We start from the raw sequence: 22,679 nt of genomic DNA, 5'->3' as shown, positions 1-22,679 counted from the left end.
CCGTAGGGTGGGCAAAGGCGCGCTCTTCGCGCCGTGCCCACCATCTTTGCGAGGTTGAGAGACCGTTGGTGGGCACGCTTCCGCCTTCGCTCGTCGAGCTACGGCGGACAAGTCGCTTTGCCCACCCTAAGATACTGACCGCTATTCATTGATCTCCGGCTCGACGAGCTTGGCCAGATTACGCAGCGATTCCTGCCAGCCGAGATAGCACGCCTCCGGTGGAATGACGTCGGGGATACCGGCCTGCGTGATGTCGATCTCGGTGCCGACCGAGACTTTCTTCAGGATCACGGTCACCTGGATTTCGCCGGGCAGGTTGGGGTCGTCGAATCTGTCGGTGTAGCGGAGACGTTCGCCCGGCACGAGCTCGAGATATTCGCCGCCGAACGAATGGCTGTTGCCCGTCGTGAAGTTCCGGAACGACATCTTGAACGTGCCGCCGACCTTGGGCTCGAAATGATGCACGGTGCAGGTAAAGCCGTTCGGCGGAAGCCATTTCGCCATCGCATCGGCTTCCAGGAAGGCGCGATAGACCTTCTCCGGGCTGGTGGCGAGAACGCGGTGCAGGCGGACGGTATTGGGCATGGTTGTTATCCTTCGATGATTGATGGGCCCGAGCTGGCCTCTATGGCCCATTCATGTCACGAGGACGACGGGCAAGCCGCCGATCCGACAGGAGTCTTGCAGATTATTTGTCGCAGGGGCGGTCAACCTCGCGAGCCCGCCAATCGCCTGACTTGTCCGCCCTTGCTCTCAGGGCCCGATGCACGTCCCTTCTGCGCAAAGGGGTATCGCATTTGCACATTCACCAGAGGTCGTCATGCGGGACAAGTCCCGCCATGACGACGTGGAGACTCCAGGTTTAACCACTGCAGGTGAGGAACACGGAGCGTTGCGACGTGTTGTTCGCGATCAGAACAGGAGACAGTCAGATGATCAAGAAGCTCATGCTGGGCGCAGTGATCGCCTCGATCATGGGATCCACCGCAATGGCGCAACCCAGTCAGCAACAGGGAGGCGCGCAATCCGGGGTGGGCGGAACAAGCGACACCACGAAGAACAATGACAAATCCAAAGGCAGCATGACGACCGGGACCTCGTCGACCGGCACCACGGACGGCTCGGGCAGCAGCACCCCTGGCGGACAATCCTCCAAGAAGAGCTCGACGCCCAAATGAGTTCAGGAGGCGCTCATTGTTCGGTCTACGACCAAACGATGGGCGCAAACTTCATGCCGTTGCAAAGAAGCTCTTCGCGGAGCAGCGGCACGCTCTTTGATCGGCTCGGCCTAAGCCGCAACGTCATTCGGTGTCATTGTGAACGCCAACCTGTAACGACCTGGCGTCGGACCATCCTGCGCGCCCGCTCTTTGAAGCGATGGCGGCGAGAGCTGTCCGGCGATGACAGCGTCAACCATATCGATATCGTAACCTGACACCAGAATGATCCAGTCGGCGGCACCGTCATTGCCGCGGATTTGCTGTTCAGTGGTGGGCGAACTCGTCTTGGGCGTATCGGTCAGGAGGAGGTGGGCGCCCGTCAGCCCCGGCTTCGAGGCAAGGGCGCCAAGCGTATCGAGAAGGTGGGCCTGTAGCTCGGCGGCCCGTCCGTTGAGCGGCGACAGCCTGATGGTGGCGAGCGCGCCTGCGATGCCGCCGCCAAAGCTCGCGGCGATCCGGCACTGGCTGCGCACCATGCCGAGATGATGCGGCATCATCTTTGTCGACCACGGTGTCGGCGCATTGAGCCGGTCGAGATAGCCCTTCGACGCGAGAACGCCGTAGTGCTCGAGGTCGTAGAGCACGAAGAAGCCCTCGGCATCCGTCGCGCTGGTCCAGCGCGAACCCCGGCGAAAGCCGGGAATGCTCATCCGCTCGGGAAAGTGCTCATGCGAATGCCAGTCGCCGAACTCGCTGCGCTGCTCCGGGCGGACGCTCCACCACATCGCGACGGCGGCCTTGCCGAGCAGTGACATGCTGACCTCCCTGCCTTGCGCGGGGCTATCGCATTTGAAAGCTTCTCCTTGCGGCCATCCTTCGAGACGCCCGCTTAGGCGGGCTCTCAGGATGAGGGCGGAGTGCGCGCAGGCCGCCACTAGTCATATGCGATAGCCCTGACTTTCTTGCGGACACTTTGCCTCAACACCAACAGCGGCGGCAAGGTGTCTCCGCCTGGCAAGCCGCAGCCACGACGCGATCGGAGGCGATCATGGTGCGTGGTGGACGCGAGCCAGCGGATCGCGGGACTGCGCGTCCGATCACATCGGCTCGCCGACATCGCGGCGATAATGCCTCGGCGAAGTTCCGAAGCGGCGGCGGAAACAGCGGTTGAAGTAGGACACCTCGTTGAAGCCGCAGGCATAGGCGATATCGCTGATCTTCGATCGGTTGTAGCGCGAATCGAGCAGCATCTTTCGTGCCTTCTGCAGTCGCAGCTCGGTGACACGTTCGGTAAAGCTCGATCCGGTCTCCTGGAGCAGTTCCTGGACGTAACGCGGCGAAAGCCCTAACTTGAGTGCAAGTTCGCTCGGCGAAAACGACGCATCAGCGAAACGCGTCCTGATATTCGCGATCACGTCCTGCAGCCGCGCGGCACGCAACCCGCGGCGCGTCGCAAGTTCGGCTGAATCGCCGCGGGCGCCGAGGACCAGCGCGACCAGATCGATGAGATGCGTACTGATGTTCTCCTTCAGCACAAGGTCGGCATCGATATCGGAGTCGATGACGATGGCGAGATAGCGCTCCAGGTGACGCAAGGCGGGCGATGCAGCCAACGGCGTCAAGGCAAGGTCCTCGAAATTCGGCAGCCGCTCGGCCAGCAGCGCGCGCGGCACGGTGATGCCGCGAAAGGCGATCGGCCCATCAAGTTGCGACGCGATCGGCGCGGCGTTGGTATAGAGCATCGCCTCCCCCGCGCCGCGAATGGCTTCGCGGCCTTCCTGCCTGATCAGCGTACTCACACCGTTGAACGTGGTGCCGATGATGTAGTCGCCGCGCGTATCCGCTTCGACGTGACGCTGGGTACGCACTGCCGTCTGAATATTAGCCTCAAGCTGGGTGACCGCGATATCGCCGAGTTTCAGGAATTCGGACCGCGAATAAAACGGCGCATCGGGAAAGAACGAAATGTCCGCCGCGCACAAATGGTCGGTGAACAGGTCGAGCCACAGCCGCTGGCGCGCACCTTCGTCAAGATGCGCGGGAAGCTGATCCGAAGCGAATACGACCTTGGACATCGTTGCACGGCAAAGTTCAGGTGTAACGTGATACCGCCGCAGAGTTTATCGCGGCGCAAGCACTACGTGTGCGGTAAAGCGCCGCATTCTCTGCGAGAACTAATTGGCTGCGCGCGCCAGTCTAAGTCGAGCGCGCCGCTGTCAAACTTCGTCATGCTTTGAACGGGCGAATGTATCCACCGAGCAACATGGATTCCGAAAAGGGCAGACGATGCGGAATCGTCCAACTCGGGTGCAGGCCAGGACAAGAAGCCGATGGCCATGACGTGTCAGTAACTTAGCCATCAAACGAAGGCGGCAAGGGCGTGGTGCGCTACGCCTGTTGACGGGGGGCGTTCCGGTAGTTTTGGAGCGCCTGCTTTGGAATTGGGGGGTAGAGTGAAAAAGCTGACATCACTGACGGGCGCTTCATTGGCTGGCGCCTCGATCATGGTTTCTGCAGGAGCTCTGGCCGCCGACCCCACTGTGAAGGCGCCGCCCCGACCGGCTTGGGTCGATAGCTGGGCCGGGCCTTATATCGGCGCCTATTTCGGCGCGGGTGCCGGACGTGTGACGGAATCCTCGACGGGCCGTTTCGGTAACAGTTCTGTCTCGACAAACGCCGGTGTTGTGACGTCGAGCTCGACCCTGGCCGGAACGACCGCGAGCAATCTTGCGGGCGATGTGACCGGTTCGATGGTCGACCTGTTCGCGGGGTATAATTGGCAGGCCGGGAGTATCGTGGCGGGCGGACAGGTCGAAGGCACGGTCTTTTCCGATGTCGCGTTGAAGCCGTTCGGCAACGAGACGCTCAACAGCGTCAGCACCAACGTGCTGCTCGGGGCGGTGACCTCGACGAGTACCCGCACGGCGATCGTGCAGAGCAACCAGCAGCTGCGCTCGCGGGTCGGGCTGATCGGCCGGGTCGGTTTTCTCGCGCGTCCGGATCTGCTGCTGTATGGCCTCGGCGGCCTCGAGTTCGGTCACTTTACCTTTGCCGACGGCGCCGATCCTTTCGGCGGTGACAACAACAAATGGGTGACCGGCTACACGGTCGGCGCCGGCGGCGAGCTGAAGCTGACCGGCAATTGGTCGCTGCGCGGCGAGTATCGGTATCTGAACTTTGGCTTCAACCGGAGCGCAGCCACCAGCTCAACGGCCAACTCGGCGACGGGCGCAACCACGTCCGTCTCGACTAGCAGTCAATCCTTTTCGTCACGCATAAATGCTGATTTCCACCTGGCCAAGATCGGTCTGGTCTACCAATTCGGTGATTCCGGGCCGCTGTCCGCAATGGCGGCGATACCTCCGGCAGCACGCGGGTCTTCGTTCGCAAGCGCCTGGGGTGACAGCTGGGCCGGCCCCTATATCGGTGCTTACGTCGGCGCCGGCGCCGGGCGGGCAAGGCAGACCTCCACGAGAATCGACGACGAAGGCAGTGTCAGCGTTCCCGGCGGAACGTCGGCGTTCACGCAATCAGGATTCGGCAATCTCGCCGGCGATATGACCGGTTCGATGGTCGATCTGTTCGCGGGCTACAATTGGCGAACCGGCAATGTCGTGGTCGGCGGGCAGATCGAAGGCACCCTGTTCAGCGACGTCACCACAAGGATGGTCGGCAACGAGGCATACAGCTCGGTGTCGAGCGACAACGGCGTCGTCACCTCGACAGAATCGGGGACGAACAGCATCGAGGACCGGCAGCAATTGCGCTCGAACGTCGGCGTGATCGGCCGGGCCGGTTATCTGGTGACACCGAATGTGCTGCTGTACGGCCTCGGAGGCCTGGCGCTGGGGCACCTGACCTATCCCGACAATTATCCCGACCCGGAAGCGCAGGTCAGCGACAAGAACGGCAAATGGGTGGCCGGTTATGTCGCGGGCGCGGGCGGCGAGGTCAAGCTGACGGACAGCTGGTCGCTGCGCGGCGAATACCGCTACATGCATTTCGGATATGACCGTAACGAGCCGTCAGGCAACTCGTCGACGTCCGTATCGGGCGGCGGCACCAACACGTCCACCAACAGCACCGTCCACCGGCGGCATATCGATGCCGATTTCCACGTCGGCAAGGTTGGACTGGTTTACCAATTCGGCGCGTCAGGCGCGCGGTCGGCGATGGCGGCACCGCCGGGCCCGGCCTGGAGCGACGGCTGGGCGGGACCCTATATCGGTGCCTATTTTGGTGCCGGTGCCGGACGTGCGGCGGAAACCATCGCAACGAACAACAGCTGGACCAGCACGACCACCAGCGTCGGGACCACGACCTCCACCAGCACTGAATCGGCGCGCGGCCGTCCCGTCGGGGACGTGACGGGCTCGATGGTCGATCTTTTCGCGGGCTACAATTGGCGCGCCGGCAATGTCGTGGCCGGCGGGCAGATCGAAGGCTCGGTGTTCTCCGACGTTACGTTCAACACCATCGGTCCTCAGACATTCACCTCAGTCGACACCTCGAACGGAGCTGTCACCTCGCGGTTCTCGGGCTCGCAAACCGCTGCGAGCCAGGCTCAGCAGCAGCTGCGTTCGAATGTCGGCGTGATCGGCCGGGCCGGTTATCTGTTGACACCGAACGTGCTGCTCTACGGCCTCGGGGGTCTGGCGCTGGGGCATTTCACTAACGCAGACGGGGACTTCAGCCGCGGCGATTCCAGCGGCAAGTGGGTGGCCGGCTACACATTGGGCGCCGGCGGCGAAGTGAAGCTGACAGGCAATTGGTCGCTGCGTGGCGAGTATCGCTATGCGCATTACGGCTTCGACCGCGACGAATCCAGCAAATTCGCATCGAACTCGCAATCGACCGGATCCTCCAGGACCTCTGTGTCCACCGACAGCACCCATCGTCAGATCAATGCCGATTTCCACACCGGGAAGATCGGCATGGTCTACCGGTTCAGTGAAGGCGGACCGCGTTCGGCCATGGCCGCGATGCCTGGCGCGCCCAGCGACCACTGGGCGGGCCCCTATCTCGGCGCCTATTTCGCTGCCGGCGCAGGCCGCGCCCGACAGAACCTCGCCTCGACGGCCGACTCCGCGCAGCAGAATTTCAATGGCGCCGTGCTAACGACGAATGGCGTCGTCAGCACGACGACCCGCGGCAATGCCGTCGGCGACACGATGGGCTCGATGGTCGACCTGTTCGCAGGCTACAATTGGCGAGCCGGCAATGTCGTGGCCGGCGGTCAGATCGAAGGCACGCTGTTCTCCGATGTCGCGTTCAAGACGGTCGGCGAGCAAACGAGGAATACCCGGCAAGTTTCCAACGGTGTCGTGACGACAGGTGTCAATCAGGTGGCGATGCAGGCCAGCGAGCAATTGCGCTCGAACGTCGGCGTGATCGGCCGGGCCGGCTATCTCGTGACCCCGAACTTGATGCTTTACGGTCTCGGCGGCCTGGCGCTGGGCCATTTCACTTTTCCCGATCCCGGCAATTTCGAAGGGCCCAACGGCAAGTGGGTGGCGGGTTATACGGCCGGCGCGGGCGGCGAGTTCAAGCTGACGCAGCGATGGTCATTGCGCGGCGAATATCGCTACATGCACTTCGACATCGACCGCAACGAGACACGGACCAGCTCGAGCACGCAGACCCTGGGCACCACGACCATTTTCAGGTCGAACGCAGACACCACGTCGCGAAAGACCAGTGCGGATATTCACATTGCGAAGATCGGTGCCGTCTATGGCTTCTGCTATTGCGACTAGGTGCACGGTGGCAAACGCGCATGCAGATGGTGGTTGCGATCACCTCTGTGAAATAGGCAGGCGAAAAGCCGCTACTGAATCGTTCCATGGGTGCGCCGCCTCTCGGCGCAATTTGAGGGAAGTCATGAAATCCATTGTCTCTGGTACTCTCCTGCTCTCGGCTCTCTGTCTCTCCCACGCCGCCTCCGCGGCCGATCTTGCCAGGGCCTACACCAAGGCGCCGCCCGCGCCGGTCGCATTCAGCTGGACCGGTTTTTACGCCGGCGTGCATGGCGGTTATGGCTGGAGCGATCCGACGGCGACCTTCGATCCCGGCGCGCTCGCGACCGGGACGGTGCCCGGCTATGTCGTCACGGGCGGGACTGGGCCGTTCACCCTGGATGTGAGCCCCAAGGGCGGATTCGGCGGCGGCCAAATCGGCTATAACTGGCAGTCCGGCACGTTCGTGTACGGCCTGGAAGCGGATGTCAGCGGCGCAGCCATCAGGGAGACGGCGAGCCGCCCGTTCAGCGTCACCGGCACGATCGGCGGCGACAATGGCGCCTTCACCGGCGTATTCAATCTCAAGCAGGAAATCGACGTCTTCGGCACGGTCCGCGGACGTCTCGGATACGCGGCGAACAATGTGCTGATCTACGGTACCGGTGGCTTCGCCTGGGGCCACGTCAAGAACAGCATCTTCACCTCCAACCTCGCCACGCCGAATATCGCCAATTTCAACGGCTTCTTCCCGGCCCTGACGCGAAGCGCTTCCTCGTCGGAGGTCCAGGTGGGTTTCTCCGCGGGTGGCGGTCTTGAATGGGCATTCGATCCGCGCTGGACGTTCAAGGCCGAGTACATCTACATCAATCTCGAAAAGTCGAACGGCAATGCTCTTGCATTCCCCGGCGCGTCCTTCACGGACACCGAGGTTCAGCTTCATACGGCCAAGGGCGGCATCAATTATCGGTTTTGACTGAATGGATTTTGTGGTGCTTAGTGGTGGTAACGCAGGCGCGGCCAGTAGCGAACCACGGGCAGGGCAGAGCAAGTCTGCTCTGCCCCGAACTCAGACGTCAACTTGTTCGGCTATCGCGAGGGCGTCATCGACCCCGATGTCGAAATAATCGAACGGTACTCTCGGTCTTCCGAGACTAGCCGCTGAGCAAAAGAGGAGTCCGAGTCAATCGGTGGTGCCGGATGAACGAGTTATCAAGCACTTTCGACGGCCTCTTCAAAAGTGAATTCTCGATCAATCAAATGGTTGGCCGGAGCGTCACGTATGTGCGCCGGGGCAAGTTGCTGGGCGGCAATTCAGGGTTTGCTCATATCGGGAATTACCATGTCGAGGGGGACTCAATCCGTGTCGATGTGACCAGCCGACGACACAATTTTGGCGCTGATCATCAGTCTTTGCTGGGTTCCGACGTCTCGTCAATTTCCGTCGTTGGAAGAGCCGTTGGCAAGGCGTTTCACTTCGAGGGCAGTTCCCCGCAGGTGCCGGGTGCCGTCTTTCGATCCATCATGACCCCGCTGGATGAAAGCGACCTTCCGGCGCCCGGGATGATTGGTGAAGGTGGCATTTCCAACGGATTGTACTCCATCCATCTCAAAATCTTGGACGGCGTCCCCGGCGGCCTGACTGGAGTGATGCTATTGAACAACGGCCGTATCCTGGGTGGCGATGCCTTCTTCTACTATCTGGGGTCATATTCCTCCTCCAGCGGTCGATGGAGAGGGCAGATGGTCAATCAAGAGCATACGCCGGCGCGAGGGGAAGACCCGGTATTCGGCGGACACGAGATTGGAATTGGTTTTTCCGGGACGTGCGATGCCAAGGGCGGTTTCCTCGAGGGCACGGCGCTTGCGGGCAAGCGCAGCATCAGGTTCGAAGCTGATCTGAAATTGATCTGCGCTGCTTAAGGGGCGCGAAAGCTGATGCGCGCAGCTGCCGGGCGACGCTAGAAGATCGGTTTCGCTCGGAGTTGGTCCGTCCGCGTCAATAGCACTGAGCCCTGCAAGGGAGGCGAGAAGTGCACTCAAAGAAAAAACGAGCACTACTCTATGGACGCTGATCTTAATACTCGTCTCAATCTGGGGGGGCGCCTGGATTGAGGAGAAGCTGTTCGGCCACACGACCCACTTAGGCACCTTTATCGGGTGGATTGTCGGACTGACGATCCACTATGGCATAGATCACTTCCGAAATTCGAAACGGGACGCCATCGAGGGGGAGCGCCGGGGAGCCGGAGAGCAATGAACGTCAGGCTGAAGGGAATGCATCAGCTCCCCTGAGAGGAGTGACGGCGAGTGAAAATCGCCTATGGGCTCGTCGCTGACGTCCTTGCGCCTCGCGAGCCTGCGATGCCGCCGCCAAAGCTCGCGGCGATCCGGCACTGGCTGCGCAGCATGCAGAGATGATGCGGCATCATCTTTGTCGACCAGGGTGTCGGCGCATTGAGCCGGTCGAGATAGCCAACGAGCACGGACGCCGATGAACCTCATCCTGAGGAGGCGCGGGAGCGCCGTCTCGAAGGACGAGGCGTGCGCGCAGGCCGGCACCAGTCAATGCGAAGGACAGGGCCGTGATCGATCCTGCAAGGGTCGGCTTCGTCGGTTTCTCGCTCGGCGGGGCGACCGGCCTCGTGCTGATGGGGATCAAGCCGGATTTCGCCAGGGTCGCCAGCCTCTGCAAGGAGACGACCGGCATGTGCGCACAGCTTCACAACGGCGAGACGCCGCCCGAGCCGATACAGGACGCGCGCATTCGCGCCGCCGTCATCGTTGATCCCGCACCGGCGACCCTGACGCGAGACACCGCGGACGGTGTAATGCTAAGGGACACGACGAGCGACCATGGTGCGAGCTACGATCTGATTGCAATTAAGCCGGACCGCGCCCCAGTTGACCTCGCCTCCGTGCTGCCGCCGGCCCGTTTATTTGTGCGTGCCACCTGGGGAATACCTGATTAGTTCGGCTGTACTTCTTCCGCTTCTGGCCCTTGGCAGACCTATTGCGGCTTCGTGTTCGACAGCAGCTTTTTGACCCGAAGCAATCATTGCACCCGGTATAGTCTGACGAAAAAAGTGCTAAGCTGATCTTCCCACAGGCGTGATCCCTAGAGGGAGCGACGCATGCGACGGCGGGAATTCATAGTCTTCAGCGGTGCCGTAGCAATCCTCCCATATACTGCGGGGGCTCAGGCCCAAGTCCGCCGCGTGGGTGCGCTCCTAGCTAGCCCTCTAAGCAGGCCAATTCTCGAAAGAGTATTGAAGGAGAAAGGTTGGCTGTTGGGTCAGAACCTGCTCATAGACTATTGCATAAGCGATGGCGATACTGAGGAGAGCCGCAAGTGCGCGCGCGAATTGATCTCGTTGAAGCCTGATGTCTTGTTCGCGGTTACCAACACGTCGATGGCGTCACTGCAAGCTGAGGGGTCTAACATCCCGACCGTATTCGCGATGGTCAGCGATCCGATTGGAATGCGCTATGTCGAGACTTTCGCGCGGCCCGGTCGTAATGTTACCGGCTTCACTGCCTTTGCACCATCTCTCGGGGGTAAGTGGGTCTCCCTGCTGAAGGAAATCGCGCCGCAGATTGAGCGGATCGGCGTTATCTACAACCCAGAACCAGGGAATAACTCTGCTGCGTTTCTCGCTTCGATAAAGGCCGTCGCACAAACCTCCGGGGTGGTTTCGGTGGAGACGCCCCACGGCGATAGCTCCAGCATCGAACGGCTAATCGTATCTCTCCAAGACGCGCGGAACGCTGGTCTTGTTTTTCTACCTGACGCACTGACTGCCGCACGACGGAAGGAAATGACCGCGCTTGTTGCTAAGTGCAGGTTGCCCGCGATCTACTTCCTACGACTATTCTGCGATGTAGGGGGTCTTGTTTCGTATGGAGTAAACCTCAATAAAATATATGCAGGCGCGGCATCCTACGTTGATCGAATTTTGCGCGGCGCCAATCCGGCAGACCTGCCAGTGCAAGCTCCGACCGAATTCGAATTCATCATCAACCGCAACACCGCGAGAGTGCTCGGCTTGGAATTACCCGAAAGCCTCCTAGCCCGCGCCGATGAAGTTATCGAATAGAGAGCCGACTTCCGCTTGTGGCCCATCGCAGACGTCCCGAGCGGCCACACAAGCCACTGTGCGGTGAATCGTTCTTAGCGTGTAACCCCGACGCTTCCATCTCAATCCATCGACCTAAAATTTAATGCCGGAAGAAAGTGACGAATTCTGACCGGCGGCATGCTCCCAACGGATTATCCTGTTGCCTCACCAGAGGAGGTGACCATGGTACAATTTATTCCGACTTCCATCACACGACGAAGCATGGTCGCAGGAATGGCGCTGACCGCCGCCCCGACGACTGCATTGCAGGGAGCGAGTAAGGCATACGCGCAGGCCCAGCAAACCTCTCCTGAGAAAAGTCTGTATGAGCGGCTGGGCGGCGTTTTTGCTATTGCGGCCGTGGTGGATCACTTCAGCGACGCTGTCGTGAAGAATCCCGTCGTGGGCCAGAAGTCCAAGAATCCGCAACTACGAGAATGGCACACCAAGAACCTGACAAGGTTGCCGGGCCTCAAGTTCATGCGGACGCTGTGGGTCTGCGACGTTTCGGGCGGGCCCCTTAAGTTCGCGGCCACCAAGCCTGGCGCGACGCCGCTCGGACTTGAGGAAGCGCACCGCAATCTCAGAATATCTCCGGCAGAGTTCGATGAGGTCGCGGCGGAACTCGGGCGGAGCCTCGACTTTGCCAAGGTCCCTAAGCGCGAGAAAGCCGAGGTGCTGGCTGCGTTTGCCGCGCACAAGGACGAGGTTACCGCCGGGTCTGCGACGGTCGGCAAGCGCGGCTGAAGGGTGATCTTCCCGGTCTTCGCTAGCACCGACTGGCTCCGGCTGGGCGGGCACGTTGGATCGCGCCGCGATCCGTCCAGTTGTGGCCCATGCTGACGTCCCTCGGGCTGACGTCCGATAAGCGCCCTTGGACTCCAGATCTCTGCAGCCCCTTCCGCGAACAGCGTGTGGTCGGGATCCGCTCCGATGTGCAGCAGCCAGCGCCTGATGTGCGCTCCCGGCATGATAGCCACGATGGCATAATACCCCTGTTTTGCCCGACGGGTCAGAAGTTTTTCGTCGAATCAGAAATATCGTTGCGTGCCAACGGGATGGCTACTGTGCATGGGGTTGTTTTCCAGTTTTGATTTTGAGCCTGCGATTGCACGCCTTCACAAGCAAAAGGGGCCGCCCCTTCGGACGGCCCCTTTGGTCTCGTGAAATGTGGTCCGCTTACTCCGCGGCCTGCTTCTGCGGCGGGTCGAGCGCGCCCGACTTGTGGATCTCGGCGACCTGGTGATCGCTGAAGCCGAGCACCGAGCGCAGGATCTCGTCGGTGTGCTCGCCGAGCAGCGGCGATCGCGTCACGTCTGCCGGGCTATCCGACAGCTTGATCGGGTTGCCGACCGAGACGTACTTGCCGCGGGTGGGGTGGTCGACCTCGACCACCGTGCCGGTGGCGCGCAGCGACTGGTCTTCCGCGATCTCCTTCATCGACAGGATCGGGCCGCAGGGGATGTCGTCCTTGTTGAGGATCTCCATCGCCTCGAACTTTGTCTTCGTCATCGTCCACTGCTCGATGCGGGCGAAGATCTCGTTCAGGCGCGGCAGGCGCGCGGCCGGCTTGGCGTAGTTCGGATCGGTCTTCCAGGTGGGTTCGCCGATCACATCGCAGATCTTCTCCCAGACCGGGGCCTGGGTGATGAAGTAGATGTAGGCGTTGGGATCGGTCTCCCAGCCCTTGCACTTCAGGATGCGGCCGGGCTGGCCGCCGCCGGAATCGTTGCCGGCGCGCGGCACGGCGTCGCCGAACGGCACGCCTTCGCCGAACTGGCTGTATTCCTTCAGCGGGCCGTGGGCGAGGCGCTGCTGGTCGCGCAGCTTGACGCGGCAGAGGTTGAGCACGCCGTCCTGCATCGCGGCAGTGACGCGCTGACCCTTGCCGCTGTGGGTGCGCTGGTAGAGCGCGGTGACGATGCCGAGCGCGAGGTGCAGGCCGGTGCCGCTATCGCCGATCTGGGCGCCGGTGACGAGCGGGACGCCGTCGCGGAAGCCGGTGGTGGAGGCGGCGCCGCCGGTGCACTGGGCGACGTTCTCGTAGACCTTGCAGTCTTCATACGGTCCGGGGCCAAAACCCTTGATCGAGGCGACGATCATCTTCGGGTTGATCGACTGGATCTTCTCCCAGGGAAAGCCCATGCGGTCGAGCACGCCGGGGCCGAAATTCTCCACCAGCACGTCGCACTTCTTGATCAACTCGGTGAGGACTTCCTTGCCCTTGGGGTTTTTAGTGTCGAGCGTGATCGAGCGCTTGTTGTGGTTGAGCATGGTGAAATACAGGCTGTCCACGTTCGGGATGTCCTGCAGCTGGCCGCGGGTGATGTCACCCACGCCCGGGCGTTCCACCTTGATCACGTCGGCGCCGAACCAGGCCAGCAGCTGCGTGCAGGTCGGTCCTGACTGGACGTGGGTGAAGTCGAGAATGCGAACGCCCTCGAGCGCTTTGGTCATCGTATTGCTCCGTACTCTGTCTGCCCCTGCACCCGGCAGGGAATAAGGGTTGAGGGGTGGACTTACTTCTTCTTCTGCAGAACGCTCTGTGGATTGAGGTTGCCGATGCGGCCGCTCTCCGAGCCGGCGGCCGGATCGATCACGGCGTTGATGAGCGTCGGCTTACCGGACTTCATGGCGTCGTTGACGGCACGCTTCAGCTCGTCCGGCGAGGTCGCGTTGACGCCGACGCCGCCGAAGGCTTCCATCATCTTGTCGTAGCGCGCGCCCTTGACGAACACGGTCGTTGCCGGATCGGAGTTGGCGCCGTTGACGTCGGTGCCGCGATAGATGCCGTCATTGTTGAAGATGACGACGCAGATCGGCAAATTGTAGCGGCAGATGGTCTCGACCTCCATGCCGGAGAAGCCGAACGCCGAGTCGCCTTCCACCGCTAGCACGGGGTGGCCGGTCTCGAGCGCGGCCGCGATCGCCTGGCCCATGCCGATGCCCATCACGCCCCAGGTGCCGACGTCGAGACGCTTGCGGGGCTTGTACATGTCGATGACGCCGCGGGCGAGGTCGAGTGTGTTGGCGCCTTCGTTGACGAGGATCGCCTCGGGATAGTCCTTGATGACGTTCTTCAGCACACCGAGCGCGCCGTGATAATCCATCGGCGATTTGTTGTTCATGAGCTTCGGCGCCATCTTGGCGACGTTCTCTTCGCGCTTGGACGAGACCGCCTTGGTCCATTCGGCCGGCGGGGCGGTCCAGGATGATCCCATCGCCTGGTTGAAGGCGGAGACCACCGAGCCGATGTCGCCGACGACGGGCGCGACGATCTCGACGTTGGAATCCATCTCCTTCGGCTCGATGTCGACCTGGATGAACTTCTTCGGCGCCTCGCCCCAGCTCTTGCCCTTGCCGTGCGACAGCAGCCAGTTCAGCCGCGCGCCGATCAGCATGACGACATCGGAGTCCTTCAGCACCGTCGAGCGGGCGGCGCCGGCGCATTGCGGATGGGTGTCGGGCAGCAGGCCCTTGGCCATGCTCATGGGCAGGAACGGAACGCCGCTCTTCTCGACGAAGCTCTTGATCTCCTCATCGGCCTGCGCGTAGGCCGCGCCCTTGCCGAGGATGATGAGGGGGCGCTTGGCGCTCTTGAGCACGTCGAGCGCGCGCTTCACGGATGCGGGCGAGGGGATCTGCGCGGGCGCCGCGTCGATCACCTTGACCAGCGACTTCTGGCCGGCCTCGGCGTTCATGACTTGGCCGAACAGTTTTGCCGGCAGGTCGAGATAGACGCCGCCCGGACGGCCTGAGACCGCAGCGCGGATGGCGCGGGCGAAGCCGATGCCGATGTCTTGGGCGTGCAGCACGCGATAGGCCGCCTTGCACAGCGGCTTTGCGATCGCAAGCTGGTCCATCTCCTCGTAGTCGCCCTGCTGGAGGTCGACGATCTCGCGCTCGGAAGAGCCGGAGACCAGGATCATCGGATAGCAATTGGTGGTGGCGTGGGCGAGGGCGGTGAGACCATTGAGGAAGCCGGGCGCCGACACCGTGAGGCAGACGCCGGGCTTCTTGGTGAGATAGCCGGCGATGCCGGCGGCGTAGCCGGCGTTCTGCTCGTGACGGAACGAGATCACGCGAATACCCGCGGCCTGCGCCATGCGGCCCAAATCCGTGATCGGGATGCCCGGCACATTATAGATGGTGTTGATGCCGTTCAGCTTGAGCGCGTCGATGACGAGATGGAAGCCATCCGTCAGTTCCTGCTCGGTGCCCGGTGCTTCGGACTTGGTCGCGGTATTCAGCATGGGCCTTGTCTCCCTGGTCTCAAGGTCGTTGGGGCGAGTTGTTCGCCCTTCTGGTGAACGTTGCTTAAGTGAACAGTTACGTAAACAGTTCTTGGCCGTGCGCTTCGACGTAAGCGGCAAGGCCGAGGGTGTGATCGCGGGCGCGCTTCTCGGCAAGCTCGGTGTCGCGCGCTTCCAGCGCCTCGATGATGCCGAGATGCTCGGGCAGTGACGTCGCGGTGCGGTCCTTGCGTCCGATGGTCAGCTGGCGATAGCCGCGCACGTGCAAGAGCAGGTCGTTGGTGAGATCGACCAGCACCGGCGATTCCGACAGCGAGATCAGCGCCTGGTGGAAGGCGATGTTGGCGCGCGAATATTCCTCGACGTGATCCTCGGGCAGTCGGTCCTTGCCGAAATCCTTGAAATAGTCGCGCAGCGCCGTGATGTCCTTCTTGCGCGCGGTGGTGGTGATGAGGCGGGCGGCCATGCTCTCCAGCGCCGCCCAGGCGCGGATCATGTCGACGATCTCGCTCTTGGTCCTGCGCACCACCATGATGCCGCGGCGGGGCACGGTCTTCACGAAACCGTCCTGCTCCAGCATCGCGATGGCCTCGCGGATCGGCGTGCGGCTGACGCCAAGCCTCTCAGACAATGCGCGCTCGTCGAGCATCACCGGCTCGGGCGTCGAGTAGATGTCCATCTTGAGGATGGCTTCCTTCAAGGCGTCATACGCCTTGTTCTTGAAGCTGCTCTCCGGGGCAATACGAACGATTGCGATGTCTGCCTCGGCCATGTTCGGCAACGCCTTGGTTGGTTTCCGTAGTGACACGACGAATCTCCTCCAGTGGGGAGTCGTCTTTTACAGGAATATTAACTGGAAAGTTTTTGGCATACCACATGCCAGAATGTCAAGCTGCCTATTTTTTGCGGCCTTCTAGGCCATGCACCAGCTTGACAAGTTGGCTTCTGGCATACCAAATGCCATCGCCAGCCATTTTTGATCCATGCCGGCGGAGTAGTCTTGAGGCTTATGCCACTCCGTACCGCCGCATGGAACAGAGCGCGGCGAATGGCAAGCATCATGGGCAGCCGCAAACACGCGCGCGCTTTGAAAAGAACGAACTGAGGTCAAGGGAGAAGCCACATGTCCAATTCCAAAGATGCCGTCCGCAAGGTGCTTGACCAGGTCAAGGCGGACAATCGCACCAGCCTGACGGCCCCGGAAGGCAAGCTGGTCTGCGACGCCTACGGCATTCCGGTGCCGAAGGAGGGCGTGGCCAAGTCGGCGGGCGAGGCCGGCAAGATGGCTTCGTCCATGGGCTTCCCCGTCGTGATGAAGATCGTCTCGCCGGACATTCTCCACAAAACCGAAGCCGGCGGCGTCATCGTCGGCCTCAAGACGACCGAGGAGGCTGAGAAGGCCTACGAGACCATCCTCGGCAACGCAAAGAAATATAAGTCCGATGCCAAGATCGAAGGTGTGCAGGTGCAGCAGATGTTGGCCGGCGGAACCGAGGTCATCGTCGGCTCGATCACCGACGGCTCGTTCGGCAAGCTGGTCGCCTTCGGCCTCGGCGGCGTGCTCGTCGAGGTGCTCAAGGACATCACCTTCCGCCTCACGCCGGCGACCAAGGAAGACGCGCTCTCGATGCTCGACGGCATCCAGGCGCACGAGATCCTGAAAGGCGTGCGCGGCGGCGAGCCGGTGAACCGCAACGCGCTCGCCGACGTCATCGTCAAGGTCTCGCAGCTCGTCACCGATTTCCCTGAGATCGTCGAGCTCGACCTCAACCCGGTGTTCGCGACGCCGAAGGATGCCACGGCCGCAGACGTCCGCATCGTGGTCGACTTCGCCTACAAGCCCAAGCCGAAGCCGCGTCCGACCGATGAGATCGTCGCGGCGATGAACCGCATCATGCAGCCGAAGGCGGTCGCCGTGGTCGGCGCCTCCGCGGAGGACGGCAAGATCGGCAATTCCGTGATGAAGAACCTCATCAACGGCGGCTACAAGGGCGAGATCTATCCGATCCATCCCAAGGCCGCCGAGATCCTCGGCTACAAGGCCTACAAGAGCGTCAAGGACGTGCCTGGTGTGATCGACGTCGCGGTGTTCGCAATCCCCGCGAAATTCGTCGCGGCCGCGCTGACCGAATGCGGCGAGAAGAAGATCCCGGGCGCGGTGCTGATCCCGTCGGGCTTCGCTGAAGCCGGTGCGCCGGAGCTGCAGGCCGAGATCGTCGAGGTCGGCAAGAAGTACGACATCCGTCTGATGGGGCCGAACATCTACGGCTTCTATTATACGCCCGCCAATCTCTGCGCGACCTTCTGCACCGCCTATGACGTCAAGGGCCATGCGGCGCTGTCGTCGCAGTCGGGCGGCATCGGCATGGCCATCATCGGCTTCTCGCGCTCGGCCAAGATGGGCGTGTCCGCGATCGTCGGCCTCGGCAACAAGTCCGATATCGACGAGGACGATCTGCTCGCCTTCTTCGAGCAGGACCCGAACACCAATCTGATCGCCCAGCACTGCGAAGACCTCAAGGACGGCCGCGCCTTCGCGGAAGCCGCAAAGCGCGTGTCCAAGAACAAGCCGGTGGTGGTGCTCAAGGCCGGCCGGACCTCGGCCGGCGCGAAGGCGGCGTCGTCCCACACCGGCGCGCTCGCCGGCAACGATCGCATCTATGAGGACGTGTTCAAGCAGTCCGGCGTGATCCGTGCCCGCTCACTTCGCCAGTTGCTCGAATTCGCCCGCGGCGTACCGGTGCTGCCGACGCCGAAGGGCGAGAACGTTCTCATCATCACCGGTGCCGGCGGCTCGGGCGTGCTGCTGTCGGACTCCTGCGTCGATAACGGCCTGTCGCTGATGTCGATGCCGCCGGATCTCGATGCGGCCTTCCGCAAGTTCATCCCGCCGTTCGGTGCTGCCGGCAATCCCGTGGATATCACCGGCGGCGAACCGCCGATCACCTACGTCAACACCGTGAAGCTCGGCCTGTCGGATGAGCGCATCCACGCGCTGATCCTCGGCTATTGGCACACCATCGTCACGCCGCCGATGGTGTTCGCTCGCAACATGGTCGAGGTGAAGAAGGAGATGGAGGCCAAGGGTTTTGTGAAGCCGATGGTTGCCTCGCTCGCTGGCGACGTCGAGGTCGAGGAGGCCGCCGAATATCTCTATCAGAACGGCATCCCGGCTTACGCCTATTCGACCGAGCTACCGGTCGAGGTGCTTGGCGCCAAGTACAAGTGGGCGCGCGGGGCAGGGCTGCTCTGAGCTTGCGTTCACCTCTCCCCGCTTGCGGGGAGAGGCCGGAATTTGCACAGCAAATTCCGGGCGAGGGGGAGCTTCCGCGAGTCCAATTGCCACTGTCCTTGCGGAAGCTCCCTCTCACCCTGACCCTTTCAGAGCGAGCGTTGCTCGTCTCGGCCCCGCAAGCGGGAGAGGGGAAGAGAAGAAATGCAGGTCGCGATGAGCAAGAACGTGATCCGGCGCAAATCGCTCGAGCCCAAATCGGCCTCGGAGGCCGATCACGAGAGCCGCGACGGTGGCGTGCAATCGGTCGACCGCGCGCTGTCGATCATCGAGACGCTGGCCGAGGACGACGAAGGCTATCGTCTGAGCGATCTCGCGATCCGCACCGGCCTGTCGGCGTCCACCGTGCACCGGCTGCTCGCAACGCTCGAAAGCCGCCGCTTCGTGCAGTTCGACCGTGGCGAATCCAAATGGCATGTCGGGGTGCGCAGCTTCACGGTCGGCGCCAGCTTTGCGCGGCGACGCAATTTCTCCGCACAGGCGATTCCATATTTGCGCAAGCTGCGCGATCTCACCCGCGAGACGGCCAATCTCGCCGTGGTCGACGATGAGTTCATCATCGTGCTGACCCGTATGGAAAGCCGCGAGATCATGCGCTCGCTGACCAAGGTCGGTGGCCGCGTCCCCATGGTGACCTCCGGCGTCGGCAAGGCGGTGCTCGCAACCTATTCAGACGAGGATGTCGGCGCCGTCATCCGCCATCACGGCATGCCCCGCCTGACCGAGAAGTCGATCGTGCGGCCGAGCGACCTGTTCAGGGAGCTCGAGAAAATCCGCAAACAGGGCTTTGCTGTTGACGATGAGGAGGCGCAGATCGGGCTACGCTGCGTCGCCGCGGTGGTATACAACTCACTGGCTGAACCGCTTGCCGCGATCTCCGTATCCGGCATGACCAGCCGCGTTACCGACGAACGGTTGCCGGAGATCGGGCAGATCGTCCGGGAAGTTGCGGCCGAATTGACGGCCGCGCTTGGCGGGGTGATCCCAGCGCCCCGCTAAAAGGACTCTTGGGGATCTCACTGGACAGCATCGGCCGTTTTGGCTGATATGCGACCAAACGACACAATGCGGCAAACGTCCGCATGAGCCTGGAGATGCCCTCATGTTCCGATTTCTCGCGCGCCTTGTCGGCGCAGCCGTCGCGTTGACCCTCGCGGCAGCCAATCCGGGTTTTGCCCAGCAGCTCGAGCTCAAGCTGATGGCGCCGGCGGCTCCGGGCGGAGGCTGGGACCAGACCGCGCGCTCGATGCAGCAGGCGCTGGTGGCTGCGGGCGTCGCCCGCAGCGTGCAGGTCACCAATGTTCCCGGTGCAGGTGGCAGCGTCGGCATCGCGCAGTTCGTCAACGGCGCCAAGGGCGACGGCAACCAGATGATGGTCAACGGCTTCGTCATGGTCGGCGCGCTCGCCATGAACAAGTCGCCGGTGACGCTGGAGCAGGTGACGCCGATCGCGCGCCTGACCGAGGAAATCCAGGTGATCGTGGTTCCCGCGAACTCACCGATCAAGACTGCGCAGGATCTGGCCGCCGCGGTGAAGGCCGATATCGCCAAGGTCACCTTTGCCGGCGGTTCGGCCGGCGGCGTCGACCATGTGATGGCGGCCTTGTTCGCCGGCGCCGTCGGTGCCGACGCCAAGAAGATCAATTACATCCCGTTCTCCGGAGGCGGCGAGTCGCTGGCGGCGATCCTCGGCGGCAAGGTCACCGCGGGCATTTCGGGGCTCAGCGAATATGAAGGGCAGATCAAGTCCGGCAAGCTGCGCGCGATCGGCGTGACCTCGGAGAAGCGCATCGCAGGCAGCGACATCCCCACGTTCAAGGAGCAGGGCATCGACCTCGTGATCGCCAATTGGCGTTCGGTGGTCGCGCCTCCCGGCATCACGCCGGAGCAGCGCAAGACCTTGAGCGATGCGGTCGAGAAGATGGTGAAGTCTGACGCCTGGAAGGAGATCCTCAAGCAAAAAGGCTGGGAGGACGCCTATCTGGGCGGCGACGCTTTTGCCGACTTCCTGAAGAAGGAAACGGCCCGGGTCACCGACGTGCTGAAATCGGTCGGCTTGGTCAAGTCATGACCTCGGGCGATCCCGTCCAGCCGCCGCGGCGCGTCGACCGCGCCGGCCTCGTCATCGCGGCATCGCTTGCGGTGCTCGCCGCCGTGCTGGTCTGGGACGCGCGCGGCCTGCAATCCGCCGCGATGTACGGGATGGGGCCGGAGGCGATGCCGGTCGTGGTCGCCTGCGGCCTTGCGCTGCTTGCGATCGGCAATTTCGTCGATGCACTGCGCGGCAACCTGCCGGCACGCGAAAGCGCCGATCCCGTGCCTGTGGTTCTGATCCTCGTCGGTCTGGCGCTGCTGATCGCCATCATCGGCTTTGGCGGCGGCTTCATCCTGGCGACCTCGGCCCTGTTCGTGACGACCTCGGCGGCCTTCGGACGCCGTGCCATCCTCATCGACGCCATCATCGCTCTCGTGATGTCGACCCTCATCTATCTCGCGTTCGACCGGTTGTTGACGCTGAGCCTGCCTGCCGGCCCGCTGGAGCGACTGCTGTGATGGATACCTTTGCCGCGCTGGCTCACGGCATGGCGGTCGCCGTCCAGCCGATGAACCTGCTTTACGCGCTGATCGGCGTGTTCCTCGGCACGGCCGTGGGCGTTCTGCCCGGCATCGGCCCGGCATTGACGGTCGCGCTGCTGCTGCCAGTGACCTACAAGCTCGACCCCGGCGGTTCGCTGATCATGTTCGCCGGCATCTATTATGGCGGCATGTACGGCGGATCGACCACAGCGATCCTCATCAACACGCCGGGTGAAAGCGCCTCGATGGCGACCGCGCTCGAAGGCAACAAGATGGCCAAGGCCGGCCGCGGCGGGCCGGCGCTTGCGACCTCCGCAATCGGTTCCTTCGTCGCCGGCACCATCGCCACCATTGGCTTGGCCTTCCTTGCGCCATGGCTGGTCGATGTCGCCGTGCGCTTCGGTCCGGAGGATTATTTCGCGCTGATGTGCGTTGCCTTCGTCACGGTGTCGGCGACCTTCGGCGATTCCCCAATCCGCGGCCTGACCAGCCTGTTCATCGGTCTGACGCTCGGTCTCGTCGGCATCGACAAGTTGACCGGTCAGGCGCGGCTTGCGTTCGGCGTTCCTGAATTGCTCGACGGCGTTGAAGTCACAACGCTCGCGGTCGGCCTGTTCGCGGTGGGCGAGGCACTCTACGTCGCATCGCGCCGCCACCACACCGAGGAGAAGCTGGAGCCGGTGCGCGGCTCGCTGTGGATGACCAAGGAGGACTGGAAGCGGTCTTGGAAGCCATGGCTGCGCGGGACCATGTTCGGTTTCCCGATCGGTGCGCTCCCGGCCGGCGGCGCGGAGATCCCGACCTTCCTGTCCTATTCGACCGAGAAGCGGCTGACGAAGCATCCCGAAGAATTCGGCAAGGGCGCGATCGAAGGGGTCGCCGGCCCCGAAGCCGCCAACAACGCCTCCGCTGCCGGCACGCTGGTGCCGCTGCTGACGCTAGGCCTGCCGACCTCGGCGACCGCCGCGATGATGCTGGCGGGCTTCCAGCAATACGGCCTCAATCCGGGCCCGCTGCTGTTCGCCGAGCGGCCCGACCTCGTGTGGGGTCTGATCGCAAGTCTTTTCATCGCCAACATGATGCTGCTGGTGCTCAACCTGCCGCTGGTCGGCCTATGGGTGCGGCTGCTCGCGATCCCGCAGCCCTGGCTCTATGCCGGCATCCTGGTGTTCGCGACCATGGGCACGATCGCGGCAAAGCCGTCCGTGGTGGAATTGTCGATGCTGGCCGGTTTCGGTGTGCTCGGCTTCCTGATGCGCCGGTTCGATTTCCCGATCGCGCCCGTCGTCGTCGGCCTGATCCTGGGCCCGATTGCCGAAAGCCAGCTCCGCCGCGCGCTCGCGATCAGCCTCGGCGATCTCATGACGCTGCTGCAGAGCCCGATCTCGGCGACGCTCCTCGGCGTCGCGCTGATCGCGCTGGTGGCACCCTTCGTCTTGAAGGGGCTCGGGCGGTTCAAGGCGAATGAGGACTAGCGGAACTCATCAACGGCCAGTTTGCCCAATGCGTAAGCAAAGGTGCCGTTTTATTTGAGTTGCCCCTGC

At 62.6% G+C, this 22,679-nt stretch carries 18 protein-coding genes; 12 read left to right on the top strand and 6 right to left on the bottom strand.

What is annotated here, in order from left to right; translation table 11 throughout:
• Positions 1-141 precede the first annotated feature (141 nt).
• Positions 142-585, bottom strand: coding sequence for an SRPBCC family protein (locus I6F31_RS25145; RefSeq protein ID WP_036005710.1), 444 nt, complete (start codon positions 583-585; stop codon positions 142-144).
• Positions 586-932: 347 nt separating this feature from the next.
• On the opposite strand from I6F31_RS25145, the gene I6F31_RS25140 reads away from it, so the two are divergent.
• Complete coding sequence (locus tag I6F31_RS25140; RefSeq protein ID WP_225186284.1) at positions 933-1,178, top strand: hypothetical protein; 246 nt, start codon at positions 933-935, stop codon at positions 1,176-1,178.
• Between the two features lie 110 nt (positions 1,179-1,288).
• Here the strand turns inward: I6F31_RS25140 and I6F31_RS25135 are convergent, their stop codons facing one another.
• Positions 1,289-1,975: a hypothetical protein gene (locus tag I6F31_RS25135; RefSeq protein WP_225186283.1), complete on the bottom strand. Its 687-nt coding sequence runs from the start codon at positions 1,973-1,975 to the stop codon at positions 1,289-1,291.
• Positions 1,976-2,257: 282 nt separating this feature from the next.
• On the bottom strand, positions 2,258-3,235 hold the full coding sequence (locus tag I6F31_RS25130; protein WP_057030069.1) for an AraC family transcriptional regulator: 978 nt from the start codon (positions 3,233-3,235) through the stop codon (positions 2,258-2,260).
• A gap of 378 nt (positions 3,236-3,613) precedes the next feature.
• On the opposite strand from I6F31_RS25130, the gene I6F31_RS25125 reads away from it, so the two are divergent.
• The 6 genes from I6F31_RS25125 to I6F31_RS25100 all read left to right on the top strand — a co-directional run bounded on the left by I6F31_RS25125 (position 3,614) and on the right by I6F31_RS25100 (position 11,760).
• Entirely contained in the window at positions 3,614-6,916 is a 3,303-nt protein-coding gene (locus I6F31_RS25125) for an outer membrane beta-barrel protein (RefSeq protein ID WP_225186282.1), read from the top strand.
• A 124-nt stretch (positions 6,917-7,040) separates the two neighbouring features.
• Positions 7,041-7,871 (top strand): outer membrane beta-barrel protein, encoded by an 831-nt coding sequence (locus I6F31_RS25120; protein WP_225186281.1) that lies wholly within the window; start codon positions 7,041-7,043, stop codon positions 7,869-7,871.
• 224 nt (positions 7,872-8,095) lie between these two features.
• Complete coding sequence (locus I6F31_RS25115; RefSeq protein ID WP_109144347.1) at positions 8,096-8,818, top strand: GrlR family regulatory protein; 723 nt, start codon at positions 8,096-8,098, stop codon at positions 8,816-8,818.
• 662 nt (positions 8,819-9,480) lie between these two features.
• Complete coding sequence (locus tag I6F31_RS25110; RefSeq protein ID WP_050995893.1) at positions 9,481-9,867, top strand: hypothetical protein; 387 nt, start codon at positions 9,481-9,483, stop codon at positions 9,865-9,867.
• Between the two features lie 297 nt (positions 9,868-10,164).
• Complete coding sequence (locus I6F31_RS25105; protein ID WP_249788225.1) at positions 10,165-10,992, top strand: ABC transporter substrate-binding protein; 828 nt, start codon at positions 10,165-10,167, stop codon at positions 10,990-10,992.
• 204 nt (positions 10,993-11,196) lie between these two features.
• Positions 11,197-11,760 carry a group 1 truncated hemoglobin gene (locus I6F31_RS25100; protein ID WP_036023379.1) on the top strand — a complete coding sequence of 188 codons (564 nt, stop codon included), beginning with the start codon at positions 11,197-11,199 and terminating at the stop codon, positions 11,758-11,760.
• A gap of 432 nt (positions 11,761-12,192) precedes the next feature.
• Here the strand turns inward: I6F31_RS25100 and frc are convergent, their stop codons facing one another.
• From frc to I6F31_RS25085, 3 genes are all read right to left on the bottom strand, one after another.
• Entirely contained in the window at positions 12,193-13,470 is a 1,278-nt protein-coding gene (frc, locus tag I6F31_RS25095; protein ID WP_225186279.1) for a formyl-CoA transferase, read from the bottom strand.
• Positions 13,471-13,532: 62 nt separating this feature from the next.
• Positions 13,533-15,266, bottom strand: a complete 1,734-nt coding sequence (oxc, locus tag I6F31_RS25090) for an oxalyl-CoA decarboxylase (RefSeq protein WP_225111776.1) — start codon at positions 15,264-15,266, stop codon at positions 13,533-13,535.
• Between the two features lie 76 nt (positions 15,267-15,342).
• The gene (locus I6F31_RS25085) at positions 15,343-16,038 is read right to left on the bottom strand and encodes a GntR family transcriptional regulator (protein ID WP_157282741.1); all 696 of its coding nucleotides are present in this window, start codon (positions 16,036-16,038) and stop codon (positions 15,343-15,345) included.
• 351 nt (positions 16,039-16,389) lie between these two features.
• Between I6F31_RS25085 and I6F31_RS25080 the strand changes: the two genes are divergently transcribed.
• The 5 genes from I6F31_RS25080 (at position 16,390) to I6F31_RS25060 (ending at position 22,610) form a co-directional block, all read left to right on the top strand.
• Positions 16,390-18,519, top strand: coding sequence for an acetate--CoA ligase family protein (locus tag I6F31_RS25080; protein ID WP_225186278.1), 2,130 nt, complete (start codon positions 16,390-16,392; stop codon positions 18,517-18,519).
• Between the two features lie 195 nt (positions 18,520-18,714).
• Positions 18,715-19,557: an IclR family transcriptional regulator gene (locus I6F31_RS25075; RefSeq protein WP_036005661.1), complete on the top strand. Its 843-nt coding sequence runs from the start codon at positions 18,715-18,717 to the stop codon at positions 19,555-19,557.
• Positions 19,558-19,660: 103 nt separating this feature from the next.
• Complete coding sequence (locus I6F31_RS25070; protein ID WP_057030060.1) at positions 19,661-20,629, top strand: tripartite tricarboxylate transporter substrate binding protein; 969 nt, start codon at positions 19,661-19,663, stop codon at positions 20,627-20,629.
• Positions 20,626-21,111, top strand: coding sequence for a tripartite tricarboxylate transporter TctB family protein (locus tag I6F31_RS25065; RefSeq protein WP_225144001.1), 486 nt, complete (start codon positions 20,626-20,628; stop codon positions 21,109-21,111). The genes I6F31_RS25070 and I6F31_RS25065 overlap by 4 nt, the downstream gene beginning before the upstream one ends.
• Entirely contained in the window at positions 21,111-22,610 is a 1,500-nt protein-coding gene (locus I6F31_RS25060; protein WP_225186277.1) for a tripartite tricarboxylate transporter permease, read from the top strand. Before I6F31_RS25065 ends, I6F31_RS25060 begins: the two co-directional genes overlap by 1 nt.
• Positions 22,611-22,679: the final 69 nt, after the last annotated feature.

Origin of the sequence: Bradyrhizobium sp. NBAIM01 (assembly GCF_020194115.1) — a bacterium.
GTDB classification, from domain to species: domain Bacteria; phylum Pseudomonadota; class Alphaproteobacteria; order Rhizobiales; family Xanthobacteraceae; genus Bradyrhizobium; species Bradyrhizobium yuanmingense.
Note: the sequence above shows the minus strand (reverse complement) of the source record. Positions and strands in the feature narration are given on the sequence as shown.

Excerpts from the sequence above, each read along its gene's own strand:
- I6F31_RS25065 (WP_225144001.1), top strand. The coding sequence starts at position 20,626 with ATGACCTCGGGCGATCCCGTCCAGCCGCCGCGGCGCGTCGACCGCGCC.
- I6F31_RS25085 (WP_157282741.1), bottom strand. The coding sequence starts at position 16,038 with ATGGCCGAGGCAGACATCGCAATCGTTCGTATTGCCCCGGAGAGCAGC.
- I6F31_RS25060 (WP_225186277.1), top strand. The coding sequence starts at position 21,111 with ATGGATACCTTTGCCGCGCTGGCTCACGGCATGGCGGTCGCCGTCCAG.
- oxc (WP_225111776.1), bottom strand. The coding sequence starts at position 15,266 with ATGCTGAATACCGCGACCAAGTCCGAAGCACCGGGCACCGAGCAGGAA.
- I6F31_RS25135 (WP_225186283.1), bottom strand. The coding sequence starts at position 1,975 with ATGTCACTGCTCGGCAAGGCCGCCGTCGCGATGTGGTGGAGCGTCCGC.
- I6F31_RS25080 (WP_225186278.1), top strand. The coding sequence starts at position 16,390 with ATGTCCAATTCCAAAGATGCCGTCCGCAAGGTGCTTGACCAGGTCAAG.
- I6F31_RS25120 (WP_225186281.1), top strand. The coding sequence starts at position 7,041 with ATGAAATCCATTGTCTCTGGTACTCTCCTGCTCTCGGCTCTCTGTCTC.
- I6F31_RS25075 (WP_036005661.1), top strand. The coding sequence starts at position 18,715 with ATGAGCAAGAACGTGATCCGGCGCAAATCGCTCGAGCCCAAATCGGCC.
- I6F31_RS25070 (WP_057030060.1), top strand. The coding sequence starts at position 19,661 with ATGTTCCGATTTCTCGCGCGCCTTGTCGGCGCAGCCGTCGCGTTGACC.
- I6F31_RS25100 (WP_036023379.1), top strand. The coding sequence starts at position 11,197 with ATGGTACAATTTATTCCGACTTCCATCACACGACGAAGCATGGTCGCA.
- frc (WP_225186279.1), bottom strand. The coding sequence starts at position 13,470 with ATGACCAAAGCGCTCGAGGGCGTTCGCATTCTCGACTTCACCCACGTC.
- I6F31_RS25145 (WP_036005710.1), bottom strand. The coding sequence starts at position 585 with ATGCCCAATACCGTCCGCCTGCACCGCGTTCTCGCCACCAGCCCGGAG.
- I6F31_RS25115 (WP_109144347.1), top strand. The coding sequence starts at position 8,096 with ATGAACGAGTTATCAAGCACTTTCGACGGCCTCTTCAAAAGTGAATTC.
- I6F31_RS25140 (WP_225186284.1), top strand. The coding sequence starts at position 933 with ATGATCAAGAAGCTCATGCTGGGCGCAGTGATCGCCTCGATCATGGGA.
- I6F31_RS25130 (WP_057030069.1), bottom strand. The coding sequence starts at position 3,235 with ATGTCCAAGGTCGTATTCGCTTCGGATCAGCTTCCCGCGCATCTTGAC.